Genomic DNA, 22,444 nt, shown 5'->3' on the forward strand with positions numbered 1-22,444 from the left:
TTATTCCAGCTGGCGCGGCCGTTGCTCAAACTTGAATTTGCCAGGTAATTCAGCCGTTGAAGTCCGCTCGACGTTAAAAGTTTTTTCTGCAATCTGCCAAATCAGCGTGGCTTGGTCTGCTGAAGAGGCAATCCATTCCAGCAGGCGTTCGTCAGCAACCGCTAGCCCATTCATGCGCAAGCCGGTCATCCAGTCGGCGATGTCACGGTCATCGAGCGCTGAGACCTTGTTGCCGGCTACAAATAGTGGTTGCCCTTGCTCGGTGAGCAAAACCTGATCAATCTCGGTCAACACTTCTCCGGTCTGCAGTACGATCCCTAGCGCAGGATCGGTGTGCGCTATGTAAGGCGTCAGCGCCAGATCCACATAGACGCATTGCGGACCATTTTGAAAATATCCGCGCCCTAGCGCGTCGATGCTGTAATTACGGTTGATGAAGGCGCACAAAGCGGTGTGCATAATCTTGTTGCCGGGCAAATCATGTCGTTGCGTTTCTTCATCACGCATGCGCCAGGCACCGCGTGCATCGAGTGCCAACCAGCCGAAACACGCTGGCACATCGGGCCATTTTTGCATTGCTTTTTTGACGATGTCATCCATGTTGATGCGGTCCTTTATCGATCTGTCGCATGTTAATAGTATACTTTTCAGCTTCTTAAGAGAGCGCTAAGTGCGCCCTAAAAACCATAGTAAGCGCGCTTGATGCTCAATGCCAGAATCGTCTTGAGAAATTATCCGTGCGTTATCGGTGCGACCACAGGTGGGTGAGCATCGGAAATGCGAGATTGATTCGTGTATCAGGCTTTTAAAGATCGTCCTACGCGGTCAATAGAAATTGTACAACGCGCCGCGGTAACCAGTCGACGCGGCCCGGTAGAGAACCTACCGGAAAGCCCACGTGTCCACCTTGTGCCGGATATTCTAACGTGACGCTAGAAGCTGCGCTGCGCGGCAAATGGCGCGGCGGAAGAAATGGGTCATTCTGGGCATTGAGTATCAACGTTGGTACGACAATGTCGCTCAAAACATGCTTTGCACTAGCCCGATTCCAATAATCGTCTGCATCACGAAACCCGTGTAACGGCGCGGTGACGACGTTATCGAACGCATGCAAATTAGTAGCGCTAAGCATGCGTTCACGATCAAATAAACTTGGAAATTGCGCCAGCTTATCAAGCGCTTTAGTTTTCATAGTGCGCAGAAAAACACGTGTATAGAGCATATTAAAGCCCTGCGATAACGCGTTTCCACCGCCCGCCAGATCAAGTGGCGCTGAAATAGCGCAAGCAGCATCAATCAGGTTGGCCTGTTGTTGTGATTCGCCAAGCCAGCAAAGTAATGCATTGCCGCCCATAGAAGCGCCCGTCGCGTAGAGTTTGCTGAATTTTTTTTGTGAACGTGAGTCAGCTAATCGTCGCAATATCCAATCTACTTCTGCCGTATCGCCGGAGTGATAAAAGCGTGGGGCCAGATTAATTTCACCTGAACAGCCGCGAAAATGCGGGGCCGCGCCGGACCAGCCAAGAGAAGCCGCATAAGCCATCATCGCGCGCGAGTAATGGCTGGCGGACGAGCCCTCCAGACCATGAAACATGACGATCATGGGTTTGCCCGGCTGTCCGTCAACGAAGTCAATATCAATAAAATCGCCATCCGGAGCGGTCCAGCGCTCGCGGCGATAAGCGACCTCCGGTTTGGCAATGCACGTCGACGGATAGATTGTTTGCAGATGGCCACCCGGTAGCCATAACGGGGCGATGTAAGGGGAATAGGGAAGGGCGGATATCATCTGGTTTTAGTGAGCATGCAGTTGTGCGCATAGGTACACTGCGCAACAGCCCGGGCCAGGTATTGGATTACCCGGCTATTTGGGGTTTATTCCACTGTTTATTATATTGGTTATTACATCATTTTATGACGTTATTTCCCCAGTACTACCACCACTGTACCGCAATGCGGATGTTCCCGTTACCGTCGACTAATTTTGATGATCCATACATTTGTGCGGGCTGACCGAAGCGACTATGCCGATCTGCAAAAACCGGAATGGCGATGACCGATACTGCAACGCTGGATAAATGTTTTCAGGTCGATGGATCAGTATTACTAGGAGGTACAGAGTTTTTTACAAATTGATCGCTACCGGGTGAAAGACATGAATACAGACGAGCGGGACTCCATGCGGCCTCACCTCCGCATTGCAGTTTTAATGAAGCAGGTTTGCCGCCAAAATATCTTCGGGTGCCTGACCGGGTGCAATCGACGCGTGGTGCAATACGATGCGCCAACCGCTTGGCGTTTTCATGTAGGCGTTGGTGGTCAGGATATGCATCTCCTGGCTTTGTTCGCCGCTTCGGTTTATATCTTCAACGAGGTTATGAATGCTGGTAGACATGTTGTGCGAGACGTGAACTTGGCGGGCTCTGATATGCACGCCACCGCGTTCAAACAAGGTCTCATACGCGCCACGAATTGCCGCGTGGCCGACCAGACGCGGGGCGCCTGGATGGACACAAACGATTTCTTCATCATCTGCCCACAACGCCATCATTGCCTCAATGTCGGCGCGGCTCAGTGCGTCGTAAAATGCGGTTTCGGCGTCATCGGCCGTGCCGTGTATTAGTTTTGCGCGTGGCATGCTTACTCCTGTTACAACATAAATCAGACTCCAAATAACGACCGAAAATGCCGTCCGTTAATCTTTATCAGTGCGTTGTCATTCGTGATTTTTAACGGTCTACATCTGATATGCCTTTAGTGATCTTTTTAGTGACCTTTAATGACAGCGCCAGCCTTCATTGCATAATTTGTGCCGCAATATGGACATTTGGCACTTCCGGTTTTACTCATATCCAAAAAGACCCGGGGATGTGAAGACCATATCGGCATCAGCGGGTTCGGGCAATGTGCCGGTAAGTCTTTTGCATCGAGTTCGACGACTGCTTGCGGGTTTGTTACTGTACTCATTTAATTCTCCGGATTGCCGTTTGCTAAGTGGTGATGATAATGTGCTATGCCACGTAACAACTAACCTTCACAAGTCGGTTCTCACGTGACACTACCTATTGGGGCTGATTTAAACTAACGTCAGCCATTCTTTATATTTGGACGATTTACCCCCAACCACATCAAAAAACATACTTTGAATTTTCTCCGTGATCGGACCGCGTTTGCCTTCACCAATGGTGCGGTTGTCCAGCTCGCGGATCGGTGTGATTTCGGCAGCCGTGCCGGTGAAGAATGCTTCGTCGCTGCAATAGACTTCATCGCGGGTGATACGTTTCTCGATGACCTCGATACCGCTATCGTGGGCCATCGTCAACACGGCGTCACGCGTGATGCCGTCGAGACAGGATGCGAGATCGGGAGTATAAATTTTGCCGTTCTTGACGATAAAAACGTTCTCGCCAGAACCTTCGGATACATAGCCGTCGGTGTCCAGCAGTAAAGCCTCATCGTAGCCATCGGTCAGCGCTTCCTGATTTGCCAGGATCGAGTTGATGTAATAGCCGCTCGCCTTTGCCCGCACCAGCGATACATTGACATGATGGCGGCTGAATGAGGATGTCTTGACGCGAATACCTTTAGCCAAACCATCGTCACCCAGATACGCACCCCATGGCCACGCCGCGATGGCGACATGGATAGTGTTGCCCTTTGCCGAGATACCTAATTTTTCCGAGCCGATCCAGACTAGCGGGCGCATGTAGCAGGATTCCAACTTATTTTCGCGAACCACTTGCAGCTGCGCGTCGATTAAAGTCTGTAAATCGTAAGGCACCTTCATCTGAAAAATTTTAGCCGAGTTCAACAGGCGCTGTGTATGCTCCTTCAGCCGAAAAATCGCCGTTCCTTCCGGCGTCTTGTAAGCACGTACACCCTCAAAGACCGCCATACCGTAATGCAACGAGTGCGTTAATACGTGAATATTGGCATCACGCCAATCGATTAATTGACCATCTTTCCAAATTTTCCCGTCGCGGTCTGCCATAGACATAGTGAAATCTCCGGTGATTCTGTCATTGGGGATTGTCGAACCGTGTTTAGCGCGACAAGCAACAACATTGTCTGAACATTTTAACGGATTCAGAACACCGTCACCCTTAAGAATCGCAGTTCCGCCGCAACTTTGTTTGGCTTTTCTTTTGTTGTGACAATGCATTGTTGGGGCCAAGGCGTTTTAAAGTTGATAACGCTAAATAACGCGGTAAAGTTGGTTTAGGGCTAATTTGTTCACATTGATAACGCTTCCTGACTGGCGTGATGATCCTGCATCGTTGATCGAAACGACGCCATCTTCCCTTATTGTCGTAGCAACGTGGGGTGGTGGGAAAATATTAGCAAAGCCCTTGGTTAGGTGACTGTTAACCTCACTTTGATCGGCGTAATTAAAGCAAGTGGGGATTTTGGTTTGGATTATGTTGCTTAATCGTAATGCTCAAAGGCAAGTCAAGCCAAAACGGTGTTTTTGATAGGGCGAGTGGGGTAAAATAACGCCTTTTCCTCCGGACATCTGCCTGATCGACATGAAATTTAATCGACTGAGCGACTTGATCGCGCAAGACCAACTTCAGGGAAAGCGTGTGTTCATCCGCGCTGACCTTAACGTGCCACAAAATAACAACGGTAGTATTTCTGAGGATACCCGCATTCGCGCCTCAATTCCGGCGATCCGCATGGCGCTCGACGCTGGTGCGGCGGTGATGGTGACCTCTCATTTAGGGCGACCGACCGAGGGCGACTTTCAGCCAGCTGACACGCTTGCACCGATTGCTGCCCGTATGGCGGAACTATTAGATCAGCCTGTCGAATTGCGTCAAAACTGGGTTGACGGTGTTGAAGTGGCGCAGGGTCAGGTTGTATTGCTAGAAAATTGCCGGGTCAATAAAGGCGAAAAAAAGAATGACGACGCGTTGGCGCAAAAGATGGCCGCCCTTTGTGACATTTACGTCAACGATGCATTTGGTACCTCGCATCGGGCTGAAGCAACAACGCACGGAATCGCCAAATTTGCACCAATTGCCTGCGCTGGCCCTTTGCTAGCTGCAGAACTGGACGCGCTTGGCAAGGCACTCAATCAACCCGCTCGTCCTTTGGTGGCGATTGTCGCTGGCTCTAAAGTGTCGAGCAAACTGACTATACTCAAAGCGTTGTCGGATAAGGTCGATAATCTTATCGTTGGCGGTGGCATTGCGAACACGTTTTTGCTGGCAGCTGGCTTCAAAATCGGTAAATCTTTGGCAGAAGTCGATTTGGTCGATGATGCGAAGGCTATTATTGATCTGATGGCCCAGCGCGGTGCATCGGTGCCAATTCCGGTTGACGTCGTGTGCTCTAAAGAATTTTCGGCGGCAGCAACTGCCGTTGTAAAAGACGTTAAAGACGTTGAAGATGACGATATGATTCTGGATATCGGGCCTAAAACAGCCGCTATATTGGCCGAGCAAATTGCGAAGGCTGGTACCGTGGTGTGGAATGGTCCCGTAGGCGTATTTGAATTCGACCAGTTTGGCGAAGGCACAAAAGTACTGGCGTTGGCGATAGCAAACTCGAAAGCCTTTTCGATTGCTGGCGGTGGCGACACGCTGGCGGCGATAGCGAAATACCAGATTGCCGACAAGATTGGTTACATCTCGACCGGCGGCGGCGCTTTTCTGGAATTTTTGGAAGGTCGGACATTGCCTGCGGTAGAAATTTTGGAACAGCGCGCTGCCGGCTAGAATGCTGTTGACGTTCCGGCGCGTTGGTCATGCATTGGTAATATTTATGCGCCGGCGCTTTAGATGATGTTTCTCTTGGCGCGTGGTTCCTGACTGAATAAATGTTAAGACATTGCAGATCTTAGCGAGCAGTGAGGTAGCAATACTTAAGTAGCAATTAGTAGGTGGGAGTGAAAATAGGGAGTAAAACTAAAATCTGCCGAAGCAGATGACTTAGCATTAACGTGGTTTTTAACGTAGTTTTAAGTACTCACTTCACATAAAGGTTGTCATGCAAAGAGCTACCAAGATCGTCGCCACTATCGGACCTGCATCAAGCGATGCCGAGACTTTAACGCGGATGTTTAACGCAGGTGTCGATGTAGTACGTTTAAATTTTTCGCATGGCAAGGCGCAGGACCATATTGATCGCGCCCTGCTGGTGCGTGAAATAGCGGCTAAGTGCGGTCGTCAGGTAGCGATCATGGCCGATTTGCAAGGTCCGAAAATTCGCGTTGGTAAGTTCGAAAATGGCAAGATTGAGCTGGTAAATGGGTCTAAATTTATACTCGATTCCGATTGTGAACTTGGCAACCAGGATCGAGCCGGACTTGACTACAAAGCACTGCCGCGCGACCTGAAAGTTGCTGATGTGCTGTTATTAAATGATGGCCTGATCGTGTTGGTGGTTGAGCGGATAATCGGCAACGAGATTCATACCGTGGTCAAGATTGGTGGTGAGTTGTCAAATAACAAGGGAATTAATCGTCAGGGTGGCGGTCTATCTGCACCGGCGTTAACTTCTAAGGATATGGACGACATCAAGACGGCAATGAGTTTCCAGGCAGATTATGTCGCCGTATCATTCCCAAAAAACGCCACCGATATGGAAATGGCGCGGCAATTGGCGAACGTGGCTGGCGAAGCCTACAACCACAAACCGATGATGATCGCCAAGATCGAACGGGCCGAAGCGATTCCTGTTTTGCAATCGATTCTGGACGCTTCCGACGGTATTATGGTGGCGCGGGGCGATCTGGCGGTAGAAGTTGGTAATGCGGCGGTACCGGCGTTGCAAAAGCGTATGATCAGAATGGCACGTGCATCGAACAAGCTCACGATTACGGCAACCCAGATGATGGAGTCGATGATTGTGAATGCAGTGCCGACACGGGCTGAAGTATCGGATGTTGCTAATGCGGTACTGGATGGCACCGATGCTGTTATGACCTCGGCAGAAACAGCATCCGGGCGTTATCCGGTAGAGACGGTGGAAGCCATGGCGGCCATTTGTCTGGAAGCGGAAAAATCGGAAGACTGCAAGCTCGATGCCGATTTCCTGAATGTGACTTTTACCCGCATCGATCAGTCGATTGCTTACGGCGCGCTATTTACCGCGCATCATTTGCGCGTCAAGGCAATTGCGGCGTTGACCGAATCCGGTTCGACCGCGCTGTGGATGAGTCGGCATAACATCGATATCCCAATTTTTGCGCTTACGCCAAGCGTTCAGACCCGTCGCAAGGCCGCGCTGTATCGCAACGTAACAAGCCTGGAACTCGCCAAATCAACAGACCGTGAAGCGGTCCTGAAAGATGCGCAACATCTGCTGGTGGCGCAAGGCGCGGTACAACCCGGTGATCTCGTGGTGTTGACGTGGGGTGAGCCAATGGGCCAGATCGGCGGCACGAATGCATTCAAAATCATGAAGATCGGTGAATACTGATTCATCGACGCACACCTATTTTATTACTATCGGAGTATCAATATGCCTCTCGTATCCATGCGTCAATTGCTCGATCATGCAGCTGAAAATAGTTATGGTATCCCAGCGTTCAACGTTAATAATCTGGAACAAATCACCGCGATCATGGAAGCCGCCGATGAAGTCGGCGCACCGGTCATCATGCAAGCTTCGGCTGGCGCACGCAAATATGCTGGCGAAGCATTTTTGCGTCACCTGATTGAGGCAGCGGTTGAAGCCTACCCGCACATTCCCGTAGTGATGCATCAGGATCACGGCCAGACGCCATCGGTCTGTATGGCGGCGATTCGTTCGGGCTTTACATCGGTGATGATGGACGGCTCATTGACCGCAGACGGTAAAACGGTTGCGAGTTACGAATACAACGTCGAAGTATCACGTAAAGTCGTTGAATTTTCGCACGCCATTGGTGTGACGGTTGAAGCGGAATTGGGCGTGCTAGGCTCTTTGGAAACCATGATGGGTGACAAAGAAGACGGTCACGGCGCCGATGGCAAAATGACGCGTGAACAGTTGCTGACTGACGTTGCTCAGGCAGCAGATTTTGTTCAGAAAACACAATGTGATGCACTGGCAATTGCGATTGGTACTTCGCATGGCGCTTACAAATTTTCGCGCAAGCCAACGGGCGATATTCTGGCCATCGAGCGTATCAAGGAAATCCACGTACGTATCCCAAATACCCATCTGGTGATGCACGGTTCGTCGTCGGTACCGCAAGAATTGCTGGCGGAAATTCGTGAATTTGGCGGCGATATGAAAGAAACCTACGGCGTTCCAGTCGAAGAGATTCAGGAAGGTATCCGTCACGGCGTTCGCAAGATCAATATTGATACCGATATCCGTCTGGCAATGACCGGTGCGATTCGCCGTTATCTGATTGAAAATCCAAGCAAATTCGATCCACGCGATTACCTGAAGCCAGCACGTGAAGCGGCTAAAGCAGTGGTAAAGGCGCGTTTCCTGGCGTTCGGTTGTGAAGGTATGGCCGCCAAGATCAAACCAATGTCATTGGAAAAAATTGCAGACAAGTACAAAAAAGGCGAACTTTCGCAGATCGTTCAATAAAGACTGATTTAAGATCGGACACGCGTGGTGAGCGGAGCGCGATGGTAGAAGCAATAATGGAGAATGCGGAATAGGCCTTAATGTGAATTTTTATGTGGCCTATTTTGTATTTTATTTATCCTTCAATCTGTCGCTTTTGTGCCTACCCGCAAACCGATCTTAAAAATGTCAGTGAACGTGTAACAAGCTGGTGAACATGCAATAAATCGTTGAATGCGTAATAATCGACATTAAAAGACCAGGCGGAGATTATTCTCCCCGCCTGGTTTCTACTTTTGGAACCACCATGACAAGCCTATATAAATCTTCCATTAAGTCGTTGCCACTGCTGGGTACCGGAAAAGTGCGCGACAACTACGCGGTCGGCACTGATAAAATTTTGATACTGACCACAGACCGCTTATCTGCCTTTGATGTCGTGATGAGTGAGCCGATTCCCGGCAAAGGCAAGGTATTGAATCAGATGAGTGATTTCTGGTTTGAGAAACTGGCTGGCATCGTACCGAACCATCTGACGGGCATTGCACCCGAAAGCGTCGTTGCGCCGGATGAAGTGGATCAGGTTCGTGGTCGTGCAGTTGTTGCAAAGCGTCTGGAGCCAATCATGGTCGAGGCGGTGGTGCGTGGTTATATCATTGGTTCGGGATGGAAAGATTACCAGGCAACCGGTGCAATTTGCGGCGTGACTTTACCCGCTGGATTGCAACAGGCAGCAAAACTGGATGAGCCAATTTTCACGCCAGCGGCCAAAGCCGAAATGGGTGAGCATGATGAAAACATTAGTTACGACGATATGGAGCGCCGGATCGGTACTGAACTCTCGGCTAAAATTCGTGAAATCAGTATTGAGTTATACAAAACCGCAGCCGAATACGCTGCCACGCGTGGCATTATCATCGCTGATACCAAATTTGAATTCGGTCTCGACCAACAGGGCGTGTTGCATTTGATGGATGAAGTGTTGACGGCTGATTCGTCGCGTTTCTGGCCTGCAGAAAGTTACGCGGTCGGCATTTCTCCGCCATCATTTGACAAGCAGTTTGTGCGTGATTATCTTGAGACAGTCACAAGTTGGCACAAGACAGCACCCGCGCCAGCATTGCCGGTCGATGTCATCGAAAAAACCGGTGCGAAATATCGGGAGGCGTTAGAAAGCCTGACCGGTCAAAAACTGAAGGAGTAATGATGGACGCAAGCCAAAAAGAATCACCGCTGATCGGTGTGGTCATGGGTTCGTCCTCTGACTGGGATGTGATGCAACACGCCGTCGCGATATTGACGGAGTTTGGCGTCGCGCATGAAGCGCAGGTGATTTCCGCACATCGCATGCCGGATCAGATGTTTGCCTATGCCGAGACAGCGCGTGAGCGTGGCTTGCGGGCGATCATTGCTGGTGCGGGTGGCGCTGCGCATCTGCCCGGCATGATCGCGGCTAAAACCATCGTACCGGTGCTGGGTGTGCCGGTGCCCTCAAAGTATTTGCGGGGCGAAGATTCGTTGTTGTCGATCGTCCAGATGCCCAAAGGGATTCCGGTGGCAACCTATGCAATTGGTGAGGCCGGTGCGGCAAATGCAGCTTTGTCTGCGATAGCAATGTTGGCTTGCACTGATGATGTGCTAGCCGAAAAGTTGCTGTCGTTTCGCGCCAAACAGACGCAGTCAGCACTTGACATGACATTACCTCCGGCGTGAGCCGTTAGCAAAACTCGATCAAACTAACAAGAAGCAAGTATGAAGCAAACTTTACCTTTGAATGATACGGCCTTGATTCCAGCGACGACGCCGGCTACATGGCTTGGTGTGATGGGTGGCGGTCAGTTGGGGCGCATGTTTGCACACGCGGCGCAAGCAATGGGTTATAAGGTTGCGGTGTTGGAACCTGCTCAGGATTGTCCCGCCGCTCACGTTGCGGAGCGGCACGTTTTGGCAGATTACGATGACGAAGTTGCTCTGGCAGAACTGGCCGCGTTATGTGTGGCCGTAACGACAGAGTTTGAAAATGTGTCGCATCATAGTCTGGCATTTTTAGCCGAAAGTACCTTCATCGCACCGAAGGCTGCGTGCGTTTCCATCGCGCAGGATCGCATCGTAGAAAAAGAGTTCTTCACGCAATGCAGCGTCCGTTCAAAAGTACTTCCTGCACCCTATAAAAGCATTGCGTCACTGGCTGACATTGACAGCGTACCTGCCGATCTCTTCCCCGGAATATTGAAAACAGTCCGCTTGGGTTATGACGGCAAGGGGCAATCCCGGGTGACTGATTTGGATGCGTTACGTGCAGCCTATTCGGAAATGAACGGCGTCCACTGCGTCCTAGAAAAAATGCTGCCATTGGCATATGAAGTGTCGGTATTGGTTGCGCGCGGCGTGGACGGGCAGGCCGTCGTGTATCCGATTGCGGAGAACGTCCATCGCGACGGCATCTTGTTCACGACGACTGTGCCAGGACCAAATGTCGGTGTGGAAGCGGCGGAGCGCGCACAAAATGCGGCGCTGGCAATCATTGAGCAGCTTGGTTATGTTGGCGTACTATGCATCGAATTTTTTGTGTTGGCAGACGGTTCGCTGGTGGTCAACGAGATGGCGCCGCGTCCGCATAATAGCGGTCATTACACTATCGACGCATGCATTACGAGCCAGTTTGCACAGCAGGTTAGGGCGATGGCACGGATGCCACTGGGGGATGTAAGACAGCACTCTCCTGCGATCATGCTAAATATTTTGGGTGACGTTTGGTTTGACGCGGGCAGCGATGAGGCTCGCGAACCAGCCTGGGATAAGATCGCGGCGCTTCCCGGTGCAGCGCTGCATTTATATGGCAAAACGGAAGCCCGCCGCGCCCGCAAGATGGGCCATATCACCTTCGTCGCCCCGAGTCTGGCCCAGGCAAATGCGCAACTGGTTACCGCTTGCGCTATTCTAGGTATTGTTTTGTAATGAATGTGCCATCTGATCCTCGTTTGAACTCTGGCATGCCTGAGCTTGCTTCTAAAGCCGCCCCTAAAGACGCTTCTAAAGCTGGCTCTACAACCTCAACCGACGCTTTGATCATTGATATCAAGGCGATCCAGCGTGCGGCGCGCATGTTGGAAGCGGGTGAGTTGGTTGCGTTTCCAAGTGAGACGGTCTACGGTCTTGGTGCAGACGCAGAAAATCCCGCAGCGGTAGCGAATATTTACGCAGCCAAAGGGCGCCCTTCAAATCATCCTGTCATCGTGCATATCGCACCGGAGGCAGATCTTGGCTTTTGGGCGCAGGCTATTCCACCGCAAGCGTATCAGTTGATTACGGCATTTTGGCCTGGACCGCTGACGCTGATTTTGCAGCGTGCAGATCATGTTTCCAGTGCGCTTTCCGGCGGGCAGACTTCCATTGGTATTCGCTGTCCTTCGCATCCTGTTGCGCAAGCTTTGCTGCGCGAGTTCAAAGCTGGGAAGGGCGGCATTGCGGGTCCATCTGCCAACAAATTCGGTCACGTCAGTCCCACCACTGCGCAGCACGTACGCGATGAATTTGGTGACGGGGTCAACAGCCCCATTGCGTATGTGTTGGACGGTGGGCAGAGCGAGGTCGGGATTGAGTCCACCATCATCGACTTATCCCGAATAGCGACTCATGGACCGGTGCTTTTGCGACCTGGCGACATCAGTACAGCAGAAATCGCCGCAGTGTTAGGCGCACCCGTTCACGCCGCAGATAGTGGTGCACCGCGTGCCTCAGGGACGCTGGAATCACATTACGCGCCACTAACACCGGTATTACAGATAGCGCCGGTGGATTTGCTGGCAGCTTTATCGCAAATGCATCAAGATGGACAACGACTGGCTTTGATTTCTTACTCGGCTGGCGCGGAGAAAACTGTCCCGCTAGTCGCTCACTATCCGATGCCTGAAGCTCCGCATGGCTATGCTCATAATTTATACGCCGCCTTGCGTGACCTTGATCAAGCCGGGGCCGATATGATTGTCGTCGAGGCACCGCCTCAGGACAATGCCTGGCAGGGCATTAACGATCGCCTGCGCCGCGCCGCATATGCTTTGACAGATAAATTTTCCCAATACAAGCATCTGTAGTGGCTTTGAGGAAAAAATACCACACCCCAAGTATAGTCAAAAAGATTTAAAGCTGGCATAGTGCTTAAAGAAGAATAGCACGCACGTTCTTTTTAATGGCAAAGTGTAATGATGAATTGCGACAATATCATCTAATAGCTATATGCCTATAACTAAAAATAAATAATAATAGAGCGCCGCCGGATTAATCCTTGTTCATTGGCAGGCGCCGAAATAGTAATGACAGTAGTTGCAGGGAACAAAACCCAACGCACTATTTACATTTGATTTAAGTCAATCCTGGAGAAGACGCATGAAGAAACATTTTTCTGTACTACCAAAAATCGCAGCGTTAACCTTGCTGACAATGGCTGCTTTACCCGCTATGGCGCAGCAGGCTGGCGATAATATTGTTGGCTTGGGTTGGTTTCATTTGGCACCACAGGACTCAAGTCAAAACCTGAGTGTTTCTGGCCAAACTATTCCCAATACTGGCGCTGGTGTTGGCAATGCAGACACTCTCGGTTTGCAATTCAGTCATTTCTTTACCGATAATTGGGTGTTATCTGCCGATGCCGGAATACCGCCAAAATTCAAACTGGATGGCCAAGGCATTCTTCAAGGAACCCATATCGGTTCGGCTAAGCAGTGGAGTCCAGCGGTTTTGGTCAAATATTACTTCGGTGATAAAAATAGCCAATTTCGTCCATTCGTAGGTGCTGGTGCTACGTATGTCTGGTATACCGATGTGCAATTGGATAATGGTTTTCAACAGAAGTTGAGCGGCGTTATCAGTCGCGGTCAAACCGGTGCTTTGCGTACCAGCGCTGATTTAAGCAGTTCTTTGGCACCCGTTATCAGTGCCGGTGCTAGCTACAATTTCGATGCGCATTGGTCTGTGGGTCTCTCGGTTTCTTACATTCCGTTGAAAACAAGAGCCGACTTGACTACAAGTACGCCAAGTGGCGATGTGCACAGCACTACGAAGCTGACACTAGACCCTATCGTCAGCTTCTTGTCAGTTGGTTACAAATTTTAAATAATTGCTCAAGTTCGGCCCTGAAAGGGCTGAAGTAAAGGCTGGAACAACGGTTGAACTTAGGGCCGGACTAAAAAACCTCGATCATATCGAGGTTTTTTTTACGCCAGATTTCTGGAATACCGAAATCTGTGAAATCATGAGGGAAAGTATGCACGTGGGCACGGAGTACGTTAAAGTCACTATTAATGATAAATCCACAGGGGAATGCGTATGGCTAACGAAACTGCAGTGTTAGGCGGTGGTTGCTTTTGGTGTCTTGAAGCTGTTTATCAGGAAATCAAAGGAGTCGAACATGTTGAGTCCGGTTATACCGGCGGGCATATCGTGGAGCCGACTTATGAACAAGTGTGCGATGGCACTACTGGCCATGCAGAAGTGGTGTTAATCAACTTTGATAATGAAATCATTTCTTTTCGTGCATTGCTGGAGATATTTTTTACGATACATGATCCCACTACACTTAACCGGCAAGGCAACGATATCGGGACGCAATATCGTTCGGTTATCTATTATCAGTCGCCGGAACAAAAAGAAACCGCTAAGCATGTATTGGCAGAGATGGCGTGCGTATGGGATGCACCAATTGTGACAGAACTATCGCCTGTTGAAATCTATTTCAAGGCCGAAGACTATCACCAGAACTATTTCAAACAACACCCGCTTCAAGGATATTGCGCGTTTGTCGTGGCGCCAAAAGTTGCCAAACTGCGGAAAACCTTTATGGATAAGGTCAAAGCTTAATAGCGTGCTGTTTGACGTACGACGCAACCATTTTGTAGGAACAAAAATCTGACCAGGATTCATCCGGTCAGCACGTCCATACCGACTAAAAAACAAGCTCCTATTAGGAATTGACTTGGTCTTTGCATCGAACGTCTGGCCGCCGGAGGGGACCGAAATGGGGGCGCTTGTGCGCCATCTGGACTGGTCCAAAACCGCGCTTGGCCCAATGTCTGATTGGCCTCCGAGCCTTCGTATTGCTGTCACGATGGCGCTCGATTCGCCGTTGCCGACAATCGTACTTTGGGGACCTGATTTAATCCAAATTTATAACGATGCCTATCGACCGATTCTTGGGCTGCGCCATCCCGCAGCGTTCGGCCAGCGAACCAGGGATTGCTGGCCCGAAGTGTGGGACTTTAATGCGGTCCTCTATAACCGTGTACTCAGCACAGGGGAGCGCGTACATCTGGAAGACCAAGAGTATGTGATTGCTCCTTCCGGCATCTCTGAAACGCGCTACTTTACGGTCATCTACGCACCAACGCGGGATGAAGCGGGCGATGTCCGTGGCGTATTTGTGATCGTTGCCGAAACCACGCGGCGGGTTCTCGCCGAGCGTGAAAACATCACTTTGTTAAAAGCCACCCAATTTGCAGCCGGTCAATTACAGCATATGTTTGATCACGCACCCAGCTTTATGGCGCTTCTTAAAGGGCCTGAATATGTGTTCAATATTGTCAATGCTGCCTTCATGCGCCTTTTTTCGCGGTATGACGTACTCGAAAAAACGGTAGGGCAAGCGGTACCAGAGTTCGAAAGTCAGGGCTTGGTGAAATTGCTTGATCAAGTTTTCGCTTCTGGCGAGCCATTTTTGGCTTATGAAATGTCGGTGTATTTGAGAGATAGCGTAGATGGCCGCATCAAGGAATACCATCTGGACTTTGTATTTCAACCGATCAAGGATCACAACGGTGATGTTAGCGCTATTTTTGTAGACGGCAGTGATAAGACCGAACAGCGCCATGCGCGCCTTGAGCTGCGTCGATTGAATCAAAAATTGACTGACAAGGTGGTGTGCCTCGAAGAGGCGCAAACCGAGCTGTTTCAGTCTCGATCAACGTTGCGGAAGCTCATCGATCATCAGGAAAGTATTAAGGAAGACGAGCGCAAACGCATCGCACGCGACATCCACGACGATCTAGGAGCGGTCCTTACCGGTATCAAGGCAAATGTCTCCGTTTCCATCGACCGTTCTGCACGCGGTGGGCTTCCTGAAGATCCGCTGCTGATAGAAGCGGTTGAGCAAGCCGATGCGGCCATCGGAGCGGTCCGTCGAGTGATAACCGAACTACGTCCAAGCGTTTTGGATCAGCTGGGCGTCTGGGCCGCGTTGGAATGGTACGCCGGGATAATCGAAGAGCGCACTGGGCTGCAATGTCAGTGGAGCATTAGTGAAAGTGCCGCTGGAGTCGATTTGGATTCCGACCGCAGTACCATGCTATTCCGCATCGTTCAGGAAGCGCTCACCAATGTGGTACGTCATGCTGGCGCGAAGCAGGTAAAAATTAGAATTTTTCACTATAAGCGCACGATTATCGTCAAAATTAAAGACGATGGAAAAGGAATTGGTAAGCAACAATTACGCGACGGAAAATCCTGGGGAATTCTTGGCATGCATGAACGTACCCGGCATTTTGGCGGCGAGTTGAGTATCTCGGGCGCCTTGGGTGCGGGCACCGCGGTCATATTGCGACTGCCACTTAATTAGTCTGATATAACAATGGCGAACCGTTTCATAGACGCCTGCTTTTGAGGCCGAACCCACGGCCGACAATTGTCGCAGACGTCCGCTTTAGCCAAGCGGTTACCGTCTCATTGTTGCCATGGGGTAGTGTGTTTACAACGACTGAACCGAAACGATTTTATCGCATACGGATAGGGTCAGACGGCGTTGTCAGCCACTCCTTATCAGATAATATCTTTACTCACTATCGTAAATATATTTGCGTGACCAGGGTAGCGTTGCAGCGCTGCGACCAGACTTTCGACAGATGACCTGATATAGCGACATCCAGTCGCGCTCAAAACCATATGCACTGCCGGCAAGATACAGACGCCAGATACGAAACCGACGATCATCGGAAGCTTGCCTGACTTCGTCCGAGCGGGCCTCGATATTATCGGCCCATATGCTGCACGTTTTAGCATAATGGCGACGCAGGTTTTCGACATCCATGACCTCAAGGCCGCCTTCCTGCATTGTTTTGAGAACGAATCCAATATGGGGTAATTCACCATGAGGAAATACATATTTTTCGATAAATTCGCCACCGCCGTATGGTGACTCACCGTTATCGATATCGGTTGAGGTGATGCCATGATTCATGGCCACGCCATCGTCTGCCAGCAGTGATTGGATACGCGAGAAATACATCGGGAGATTTTTGAGGCCAACGTGTTCAAACATGCCAACGCTGGTGATCCGATCAAATTTTCCGGTGACATCACGATAGTCCTGTAAACGGATCTCAATTTGGTCAGTTAGTCCAGCTTGGGCCACGCGTTCTTTGGCTAATGCGTATTGATTTTCGGAGAGTGTTACTCCCACGCATTTGGCGCCGAATTTGTGTGCGGCACGCAACACGAGCGCACCCCATCCACAACCAATATCTAATAATGTCTGACCCGGTTGTAGTTGAATTTTGGTCAGAATATGATCAATTTTTTTAATTTGTGCAGTGTACAGATCTTCATCGCCGTTCTCAAAATAGGCGCATGAATAGACCATATTTTGATCTAACCACAATTGATAGAATGCATTCGAAACGTCGTAGTGATAATGGATCGCTTCAGCATCTTTAGCCTTGTTGTGGCGAATACTGCGCGTGACTCGGCCAAATTTTCCTTCGGGCTTCAGATAGGCGGCGGCTAGTCCATTTGCGACGGTAATGATTTCCTTGAGCTTGCCTTCAACCTCGATTTTACCTTCCACATACGCTTCGCCCAGATTTGATAATGAAGGTGTCAGCAGATAGGAGAGAGAAGAAGCATGAGGAACGCGAATGGTAACGTCGGGAGAGGGCGCGCTACTGAAGTCGAAACGCTGCCCGTTCCACAATTCAAGCCGCAATGGCAAAGCAGCGTGAGTGCGGATTTCTTCCACCCAATTTTCAAGTTTTTTTTCCCAGAACATTTTCTATTCTCCTCAGAATAATAACTGCGACTATCGAAAATACGCTTTTGCAAGCTTCATTCAGTCATTGTTCGTGGGCATTCGCGATCACTTTATCATTTGTTTTTATTCGCTGTTATGGCTGCAACCGTTCTCGTTGCCAAGTACCATTTATATTTAGCCGATACACAATGCGATCATGCAATCGAGATCGGCGACCCTGCCAAAATTCTACCGTATCTGGAATAAGTTTGTATCCGCCCCAATTTTTTGGACGTTCCGGGTGATCACCAAACTTTTTTTCGGCCTCTAAATAGTGGGCCTCAAGTAATGCGCGATTTGCGATTGGATGACTCTGATCGGAAGCAATCGCACCTATCTGACTACGCAATGGACGACTGGAAAAATAGGCATCGCTCTCGGCTTCCGAAACACGTTCAACACGTCCTTCCAGACGTACCTGACGTTCTAATTCAACCCAGTGAAAGAGCAGCGCTGCAAACGGATTGTGTGCAAGATCTTGACCTTTTCGACTGGCGTAATTGGTGAACCATGTGATGCCCTGTGCATCGAAATTTTTTATCAGTACGATGCGCGAGGATGGCCTTCCGCTTTCGTTGACAGTGGCCAGACTCATCGAATTTGGTTCCGGGACTTGTGCCTTGATAGCCTCGCCTAACCATTTTTCAAATTGCGCCAGCGGCTCACTGAGCGTGTCCGCTTTCGATAAGCTGGCTTGACTATAGTCGGTGCGAAGATCGGCGATTGACGTGGTGATCTTGTTAGTGTCGATACTCATACGGAAATTCCTCTACGGCGTTGCATAGCTGTTCCTAACAGGGTCATTTGTGCGGCGCTAAAAATACGTTTTGCCATTGGCGCGATCCACGTTTCTTCCTTCTCCATATGTGCCAGATAGAGAGTCGAAAAAAGTGAGACGTCGTCACCGGAAAGCTCAGCACTTTGACCGGATTGCACCGCTAACAGTTGCGCGCTCAACTGATGCCAGAGTTGCGCCATTTGCTGGTGTTCATCAATAATTTCCGGCCCTAATCGTCGCAAAACCTCAGCATCTTCATCTTTTGCAGTGGCTGTCAGCATGGGAAATAAATCCTGCTCTTCATCGTCGTGATGATGTGGTGCAGCTTTATTGAAGTAGCGCAGAATACTGGTTGCCGCTTCTTGCGCCTCTTGGTTGGCGCCATGTTCTGACAAGTGTGTTCGCAACCGCTCAAGCGTCGCAAGTTGTTTGCGGATTCGCTCATGGCAGTGTTTGAGGACGGCAATCGGCTGACCAAAATCGGGCGCTGTTTCGAAAAGTGAATTTACCATAGTTATCCTGGTGACGATTAATTAAGATGATTGATGATCATTGTGCGTCATGTTTTGTGTCATGTTGCAGGAATACGTAATTGATGAATAGATCCTATTAGAACATTTGTGCTGATGCAGCGTAAATGGCGTAAAAATAGGTCAGGATGGTCGTAAAAAATGTGCAACATAGTGTTTATCAATTGATTCAGTCAGAGGCAGTATCCGCGATCAGAATCAGACTGATATGATAGAAATACGCTGGCAAGAATGTATCGGTAAAATAGGGACGCTAATCATCAGTCCTGAATCGGCGCATTGCAGAACACAGAACGCTTTGGTTAGCCTTCAACATTATGTCGCAATAGTGGCTTTCTCATCACTTGCCCATGCTTTTATGTTGTCGGTTCATTTTCTGTTACTTGCCTGTTTTTGCCACAATTGTTGCAAAATAGAATTTCAATTGTTGTTTAATCGTCATTTATTATCCTACTCTTTGTAAACACTTATGTCTTCATCCGTTTTGCCCGTCAACGTGTCTGTTCATCCCGATTCCACCAGCGCAGAGGAGTTCGATTTCGACCGTCGCTTTGGTGGTATCGCTCGCCTTTACGGTGCGCCAGCGCTGGCGCGTTTTCGGCTAGCGAATGTCTGCATTATAGGGGTAGGCGGTGTGGGTTCGTGGGCGGTTGAAGCGCTGGCGCGTAGCGCAGTCGGCCATCTGACCATGATCGATCTGGATAATTTGGCGGAGTCTAACGTCAATCGCCAGATCCATGCGCTTACCGATACGCTAGGACAGGCCAAAGTGACCGCGTTGGCAGAGCGCATTAAACAGATCAATCCGTATTGCCAGGTCACTGAAGTGGAAGATTTTGTGACGATCGATAACCTCGAGGAAATGCTGGGTGGCAAGCGCTATGATTATGTGATTGACGCCATCGACAATGTACGCGCCAAGACGGCAATAATCGCCTATTGCCGTGATCACGCTATTGGCTTGATTACCATTGGCAGCGCGGGGGGGCAATTAGATCCAACCCGCATTGAAATTCGCGATTTGGCACGCACGGAGCAAGAACCGTTGCTGGCCAAGGTACGTAAGCTGCTTCGCTCGCAGCACCGATTCCCGCGCGGTGAAAAAAGTAAATTTGGTATTGATGCTGTATTTTCGACTGAACCTGTGCGCCTACCTGTTAATGAAGATGTTTGCGCAATTGATGGCAAGGCAAACACTTCTGTTAATACCTCAGTCACGGGTTTAAATTGTGCGGGTTATGGCTCTGCAGTCGTCGTCACGGCGAGCTTTGGGCTGGCCGCCGCGGCCTACGTATTACGCAAGCTTGCCGTTGATACCGATTCAAAAGCTGCATTATGAACAAGTATTGATAGGCGTAATCGAACAGTATTCGCGTTGATGCAAGCGGGTTTCAGATCACTGACTAATTGGGTCGGTAAATTGGATTATATTCGCCACCTATTCTTACACGGCGTTGAGGCGGTGAATGATTGAGGGTTGACATGCATGGCTCAGCTAACTAGAATTCGCCTCATTATGTTTCTTGGAGTTTCAATTTTGGACAGTAGTTCTAGACCCTGTGGATGGGCAAACAGCCTGTCACAATTCGCGTAAGCATTAGCAGACCTCATTCCGCTTCAGCCCGCGACTTGTGACGATGAATTACACATTTTTGTAATTTGTTGCAATGCATTTTGCAATAGCGTGCTGTGGTATCGCATTTTCCGGTGATCGTTATGGTCATCGCACATTCGTATACTCCCATCCTTTTTGATTGATCTTAGTCGTTTGCCGGCGCGCGGAATCGTTGCGTCGCTCAGGACTAAATGTTGTCTACGCATACCGTTTCGGAATGTGTGGCAGCTGACGCTGAGGTGTGGATTATGGAATGGCAAGTTTTTTTAGTGCGGGTTTTACTCGCGCTCACTCTAGGTGCGTTGATTGGCGCAGAGCGTCAGATGCGTCAGCGTATGGCAGGATTGCGTACTAATGCTTTGGTAGCTATCGGCGCTTCGCTGTTTGTGATGGTGTCAGCGTTTGAAACCGATCCGCAAGGGGCGACGCGCATCGCCTCCTATGTTGTATCCGGTATTGGGTTTTTAGGGGCTGGCGTGATCATGCGCGAAGGCGCGAGTGTGCGTGGCTTGAATACGGCGGCAACCCTATGGTGTTCAGCAGCTGTCGGCGTGTTATGCGGCTTGGGGCATCCACTTGAAGCGGCGATTGGTGCGGCAGCGATTCTGGGCACCAATGTCTTGTTACGCAGCGTCTCACATCTGATCAATCGGCAAGACCTGCAAGGCGCAACCGAGATTGAACAGGTTTACCGTCTCTCTATCGTTTGTCGCCCTGATGACGAGGTACAGGTCAGGACATTGATGTTGCATATGCTAAATGGCATGCCGCATCTGGTGGTGCAATCATTGCATAGCGAAGATCTGCCTTCCGGTACGCAACTAGAGGTGCGCGCGGACCTTATCACGTCGCCTAGTAATCATTTACAGCTTGAACAGATCGTTAGCCGTGTCAGCCTTGAAAAAGGCGTCAGCGCAGCGCGTTGGGCCGTTCTCAGCGATATAGAAAACTAGAAAGGAGATTGATATGACTCTCGAAAAATGGGGAAAATTCTTCAGAAACCATCTTCCCCTTGCTACCGCAGCGATGTCAGCCAACGTCGTAGCCGAACAGCGATTACCGTATCGTGTAGTCACATTGTGTCGCACGGCCGATGCAATTCAGGTCGAGCAGTTAATTCGGCAGCAGTTGGGGCGCGGTTGTACCGCACAATATTATCCGGGCGTGGCCGTCGGCAAAGGCAATCTGACTAACATTACGGTAGAAATACGCTGTTCGATACATGAGCGTGCTGATGTGGTGCGCCTGGTGACGCGATTGGGTCTGGAAAAATGCGTGCGTAGCGTCATGTGGGAAAGTATTCCGAAGAAGCTAGCTGCCTGAATGCACAGCTTCATCAGTCAAAGTATCGGCTAAAAAGTATTAGCTGGCATCTGACCGCCAGATGCCAGCTAGTGTCGCAGAAGATATGACCAGCCTGAATCTGAAAGGGCAGCAACAGGACGATCCGGCGGGTGCTTTTTTGAGTGCGAGTAAATATAAATCTACGACATCTTCGATATGCACGTTGGACCAGATATTGACGCCCTTTCCGACAAAACGTCCGATGCCGCTTTTGCGTGCTTGCGCCACCAACGGCGGTATTTGAACTCTGTACGGATTTAGTTTTAGACCATTGCCATAAATCATCGTGTTGCACAAGATGACCGAATGCACACCGCGCCCGGCAGCATCAATGATTAGCTTATCGAGCGCGGCGCAGTCAGCTTTTTCGGGCGCAGGTGCATAGGCAGTGTCTTCATCAAAAATTTTCTCAGAGGCCCACTCGCCACGTGCATCGTCCCCAACGACACTTGATCCGCTGGTATGAATAAACACTTTACCCGAACCAGTTAGCGCATTGAGCAAAGTCTCGACTGCTGGCAGATTGTCGGAACTAGCAGCATTGATTACCGCATCTGCACAGGACGCTTCTCGTGTCAGCATCAACTACTGGGATTTTCTCAATATGATGCGGG

The 22,444-nt window shown here is 50.0% G+C and carries 22 protein-coding genes; 13 read left to right on the forward strand and 9 right to left on the reverse strand.

The features are described from left to right. From ACXX82_RS13870 to ACXX82_RS13890, 5 genes are all read right to left on the reverse strand, one after another. Positions 1–600, reverse strand: a complete 600-nt coding sequence (locus ACXX82_RS13870; RefSeq protein WP_322235665.1) for a DUF2946 family protein — start codon at positions 598–600, stop codon at positions 1–3. A 217-nt stretch (positions 601–817) separates the two neighbouring features. Further along, the gene (locus ACXX82_RS13875; RefSeq protein ID WP_322235667.1) at positions 818–1,789 is read right to left on the reverse strand and encodes a YheT family hydrolase; all 972 of its coding nucleotides are present in this window, start codon (positions 1,787–1,789) and stop codon (positions 818–820) included. Positions 1,790–2,206: 417 nt separating this feature from the next. Then, complete coding sequence (locus ACXX82_RS13880) at positions 2,207–2,638, reverse strand: YybH family protein (protein ID WP_322235669.1); 432 nt, start codon at positions 2,636–2,638, stop codon at positions 2,207–2,209. Positions 2,639–2,766: 128 nt separating this feature from the next. Continuing rightward, positions 2,767–2,967, reverse strand: a complete 201-nt coding sequence (locus ACXX82_RS13885; RefSeq protein ID WP_322235670.1) for a zinc-finger domain-containing protein — start codon at positions 2,965–2,967, stop codon at positions 2,767–2,769. A 109-nt stretch (positions 2,968–3,076) separates the two neighbouring features. After that, positions 3,077–3,997, reverse strand: a complete 921-nt coding sequence (locus ACXX82_RS13890; protein WP_322235672.1) for a branched-chain amino acid transaminase — start codon at positions 3,995–3,997, stop codon at positions 3,077–3,079. Positions 3,998–4,526: 529 nt separating this feature from the next. Here ACXX82_RS13890 and ACXX82_RS13895 point away from each other — a divergent pair. The 10 genes from ACXX82_RS13895 to ACXX82_RS13940 all read left to right on the forward strand — a co-directional run bounded on the left by ACXX82_RS13895 (position 4,527) and on the right by ACXX82_RS13940 (position 16,117). Further along, a complete protein-coding gene (locus ACXX82_RS13895) occupies positions 4,527–5,720 on the forward strand; it encodes a phosphoglycerate kinase (protein WP_322235674.1) in 1,194 nt (397 codons plus the stop codon). 271 nt (positions 5,721–5,991) lie between these two features. Next, positions 5,992–7,425, forward strand: coding sequence for a pyruvate kinase (gene pyk, locus ACXX82_RS13900; protein WP_322235676.1), 1,434 nt, complete (start codon positions 5,992–5,994; stop codon positions 7,423–7,425). A 42-nt stretch (positions 7,426–7,467) separates the two neighbouring features. Continuing rightward, positions 7,468–8,532 carry a class II fructose-bisphosphate aldolase gene (gene fba, locus ACXX82_RS13905; RefSeq protein WP_322235678.1) on the forward strand — a complete coding sequence of 355 codons (1,065 nt, stop codon included), beginning with the start codon at positions 7,468–7,470 and terminating at the stop codon, positions 8,530–8,532. 286 nt (positions 8,533–8,818) lie between these two features. Continuing rightward, a complete protein-coding gene (locus ACXX82_RS13910) occupies positions 8,819–9,715 on the forward strand; it encodes a phosphoribosylaminoimidazolesuccinocarboxamide synthase (protein ID WP_322235680.1) in 897 nt (298 codons plus the stop codon). Then, positions 9,715–10,224 carry a 5-(carboxyamino)imidazole ribonucleotide mutase gene (purE, locus tag ACXX82_RS13915; protein ID WP_416186805.1) on the forward strand — a complete coding sequence of 170 codons (510 nt, stop codon included), beginning with the start codon at positions 9,715–9,717 and terminating at the stop codon, positions 10,222–10,224. The genes ACXX82_RS13910 and purE overlap by 1 nt, the downstream gene beginning before the upstream one ends. A gap of 39 nt (positions 10,225–10,263) precedes the next feature. Next, a complete protein-coding gene (locus tag ACXX82_RS13920; protein WP_322235681.1) occupies positions 10,264–11,469 on the forward strand; it encodes a 5-(carboxyamino)imidazole ribonucleotide synthase in 1,206 nt (401 codons plus the stop codon). Continuing rightward, positions 11,469–12,605, forward strand: coding sequence for an L-threonylcarbamoyladenylate synthase (locus ACXX82_RS13925; RefSeq protein ID WP_322235683.1), 1,137 nt, complete (start codon positions 11,469–11,471; stop codon positions 12,603–12,605). The genes ACXX82_RS13920 and ACXX82_RS13925 overlap by 1 nt, the downstream gene beginning before the upstream one ends. Before the next feature lie 292 nt (positions 12,606–12,897). Continuing rightward, positions 12,898–13,623: an OmpW/AlkL family protein gene (locus ACXX82_RS13930; protein ID WP_322235685.1), complete on the forward strand. Its 726-nt coding sequence runs from the start codon at positions 12,898–12,900 to the stop codon at positions 13,621–13,623. 213 nt (positions 13,624–13,836) lie between these two features. Continuing rightward, entirely contained in the window at positions 13,837–14,367 is a 531-nt protein-coding gene (gene msrA / locus ACXX82_RS13935; RefSeq protein ID WP_322235687.1) for a peptide-methionine (S)-S-oxide reductase MsrA, read from the forward strand. A 115-nt stretch (positions 14,368–14,482) separates the two neighbouring features. Next, positions 14,483–16,117 carry a PAS domain-containing sensor histidine kinase gene (locus ACXX82_RS13940; RefSeq protein ID WP_322235689.1) on the forward strand — a complete coding sequence of 545 codons (1,635 nt, stop codon included), beginning with the start codon at positions 14,483–14,485 and terminating at the stop codon, positions 16,115–16,117. A gap of 213 nt (positions 16,118–16,330) precedes the next feature. Here the strand turns inward: ACXX82_RS13940 and ACXX82_RS13945 are convergent, their stop codons facing one another. The 3 genes from ACXX82_RS13945 to ACXX82_RS13955 form a co-directional block, all read right to left on the reverse strand. Further along, a complete protein-coding gene (locus tag ACXX82_RS13945) occupies positions 16,331–17,542 on the reverse strand; it encodes a class I SAM-dependent methyltransferase (protein WP_322235691.1) in 1,212 nt (403 codons plus the stop codon). A gap of 115 nt (positions 17,543–17,657) precedes the next feature. After that, positions 17,658–18,320, reverse strand: a complete 663-nt coding sequence (gene pdxH / locus ACXX82_RS13950) for a pyridoxamine 5'-phosphate oxidase (RefSeq protein ID WP_323505802.1) — start codon at positions 18,318–18,320, stop codon at positions 17,658–17,660. Next, on the reverse strand, positions 18,317–18,853 hold the full coding sequence (locus tag ACXX82_RS13955; protein ID WP_458563104.1) for a hemerythrin domain-containing protein: 537 nt from the start codon (positions 18,851–18,853) through the stop codon (positions 18,317–18,319). Before ACXX82_RS13955 ends, pdxH begins: the two co-directional genes overlap by 4 nt. A gap of 487 nt (positions 18,854–19,340) precedes the next feature. On the opposite strand from ACXX82_RS13955, the gene tcdA reads away from it, so the two are divergent. The 3 genes from tcdA to ACXX82_RS13970 all read left to right on the forward strand — a co-directional run bounded on the left by tcdA (position 19,341) and on the right by ACXX82_RS13970 (position 21,809). Further along, a complete protein-coding gene (gene tcdA / locus ACXX82_RS13960; RefSeq protein WP_458563105.1) occupies positions 19,341–20,210 on the forward strand; it encodes a tRNA cyclic N6-threonylcarbamoyladenosine(37) synthase TcdA in 870 nt (289 codons plus the stop codon). A gap of 524 nt (positions 20,211–20,734) precedes the next feature. Continuing rightward, positions 20,735–21,439 carry an MgtC/SapB family protein gene (locus tag ACXX82_RS13965; RefSeq protein WP_322235699.1) on the forward strand — a complete coding sequence of 235 codons (705 nt, stop codon included), beginning with the start codon at positions 20,735–20,737 and terminating at the stop codon, positions 21,437–21,439. 13 nt (positions 21,440–21,452) lie between these two features. After that, positions 21,453–21,809, forward strand: coding sequence for a hypothetical protein (locus ACXX82_RS13970; RefSeq protein WP_322235701.1), 357 nt, complete (start codon positions 21,453–21,455; stop codon positions 21,807–21,809). 39 nt (positions 21,810–21,848) lie between these two features. On the opposite strand, the gene ACXX82_RS13975 is transcribed toward ACXX82_RS13970, so the two are convergent. Continuing rightward, complete coding sequence (locus ACXX82_RS13975; RefSeq protein WP_458563106.1) at positions 21,849–22,412, reverse strand: NAD-dependent epimerase/dehydratase family protein; 564 nt, start codon at positions 22,410–22,412, stop codon at positions 21,849–21,851. Positions 22,413–22,444 lie beyond the last annotated feature (32 nt).

This window comes from Glaciimonas sp. GNP009, assembly GCF_054343755.1.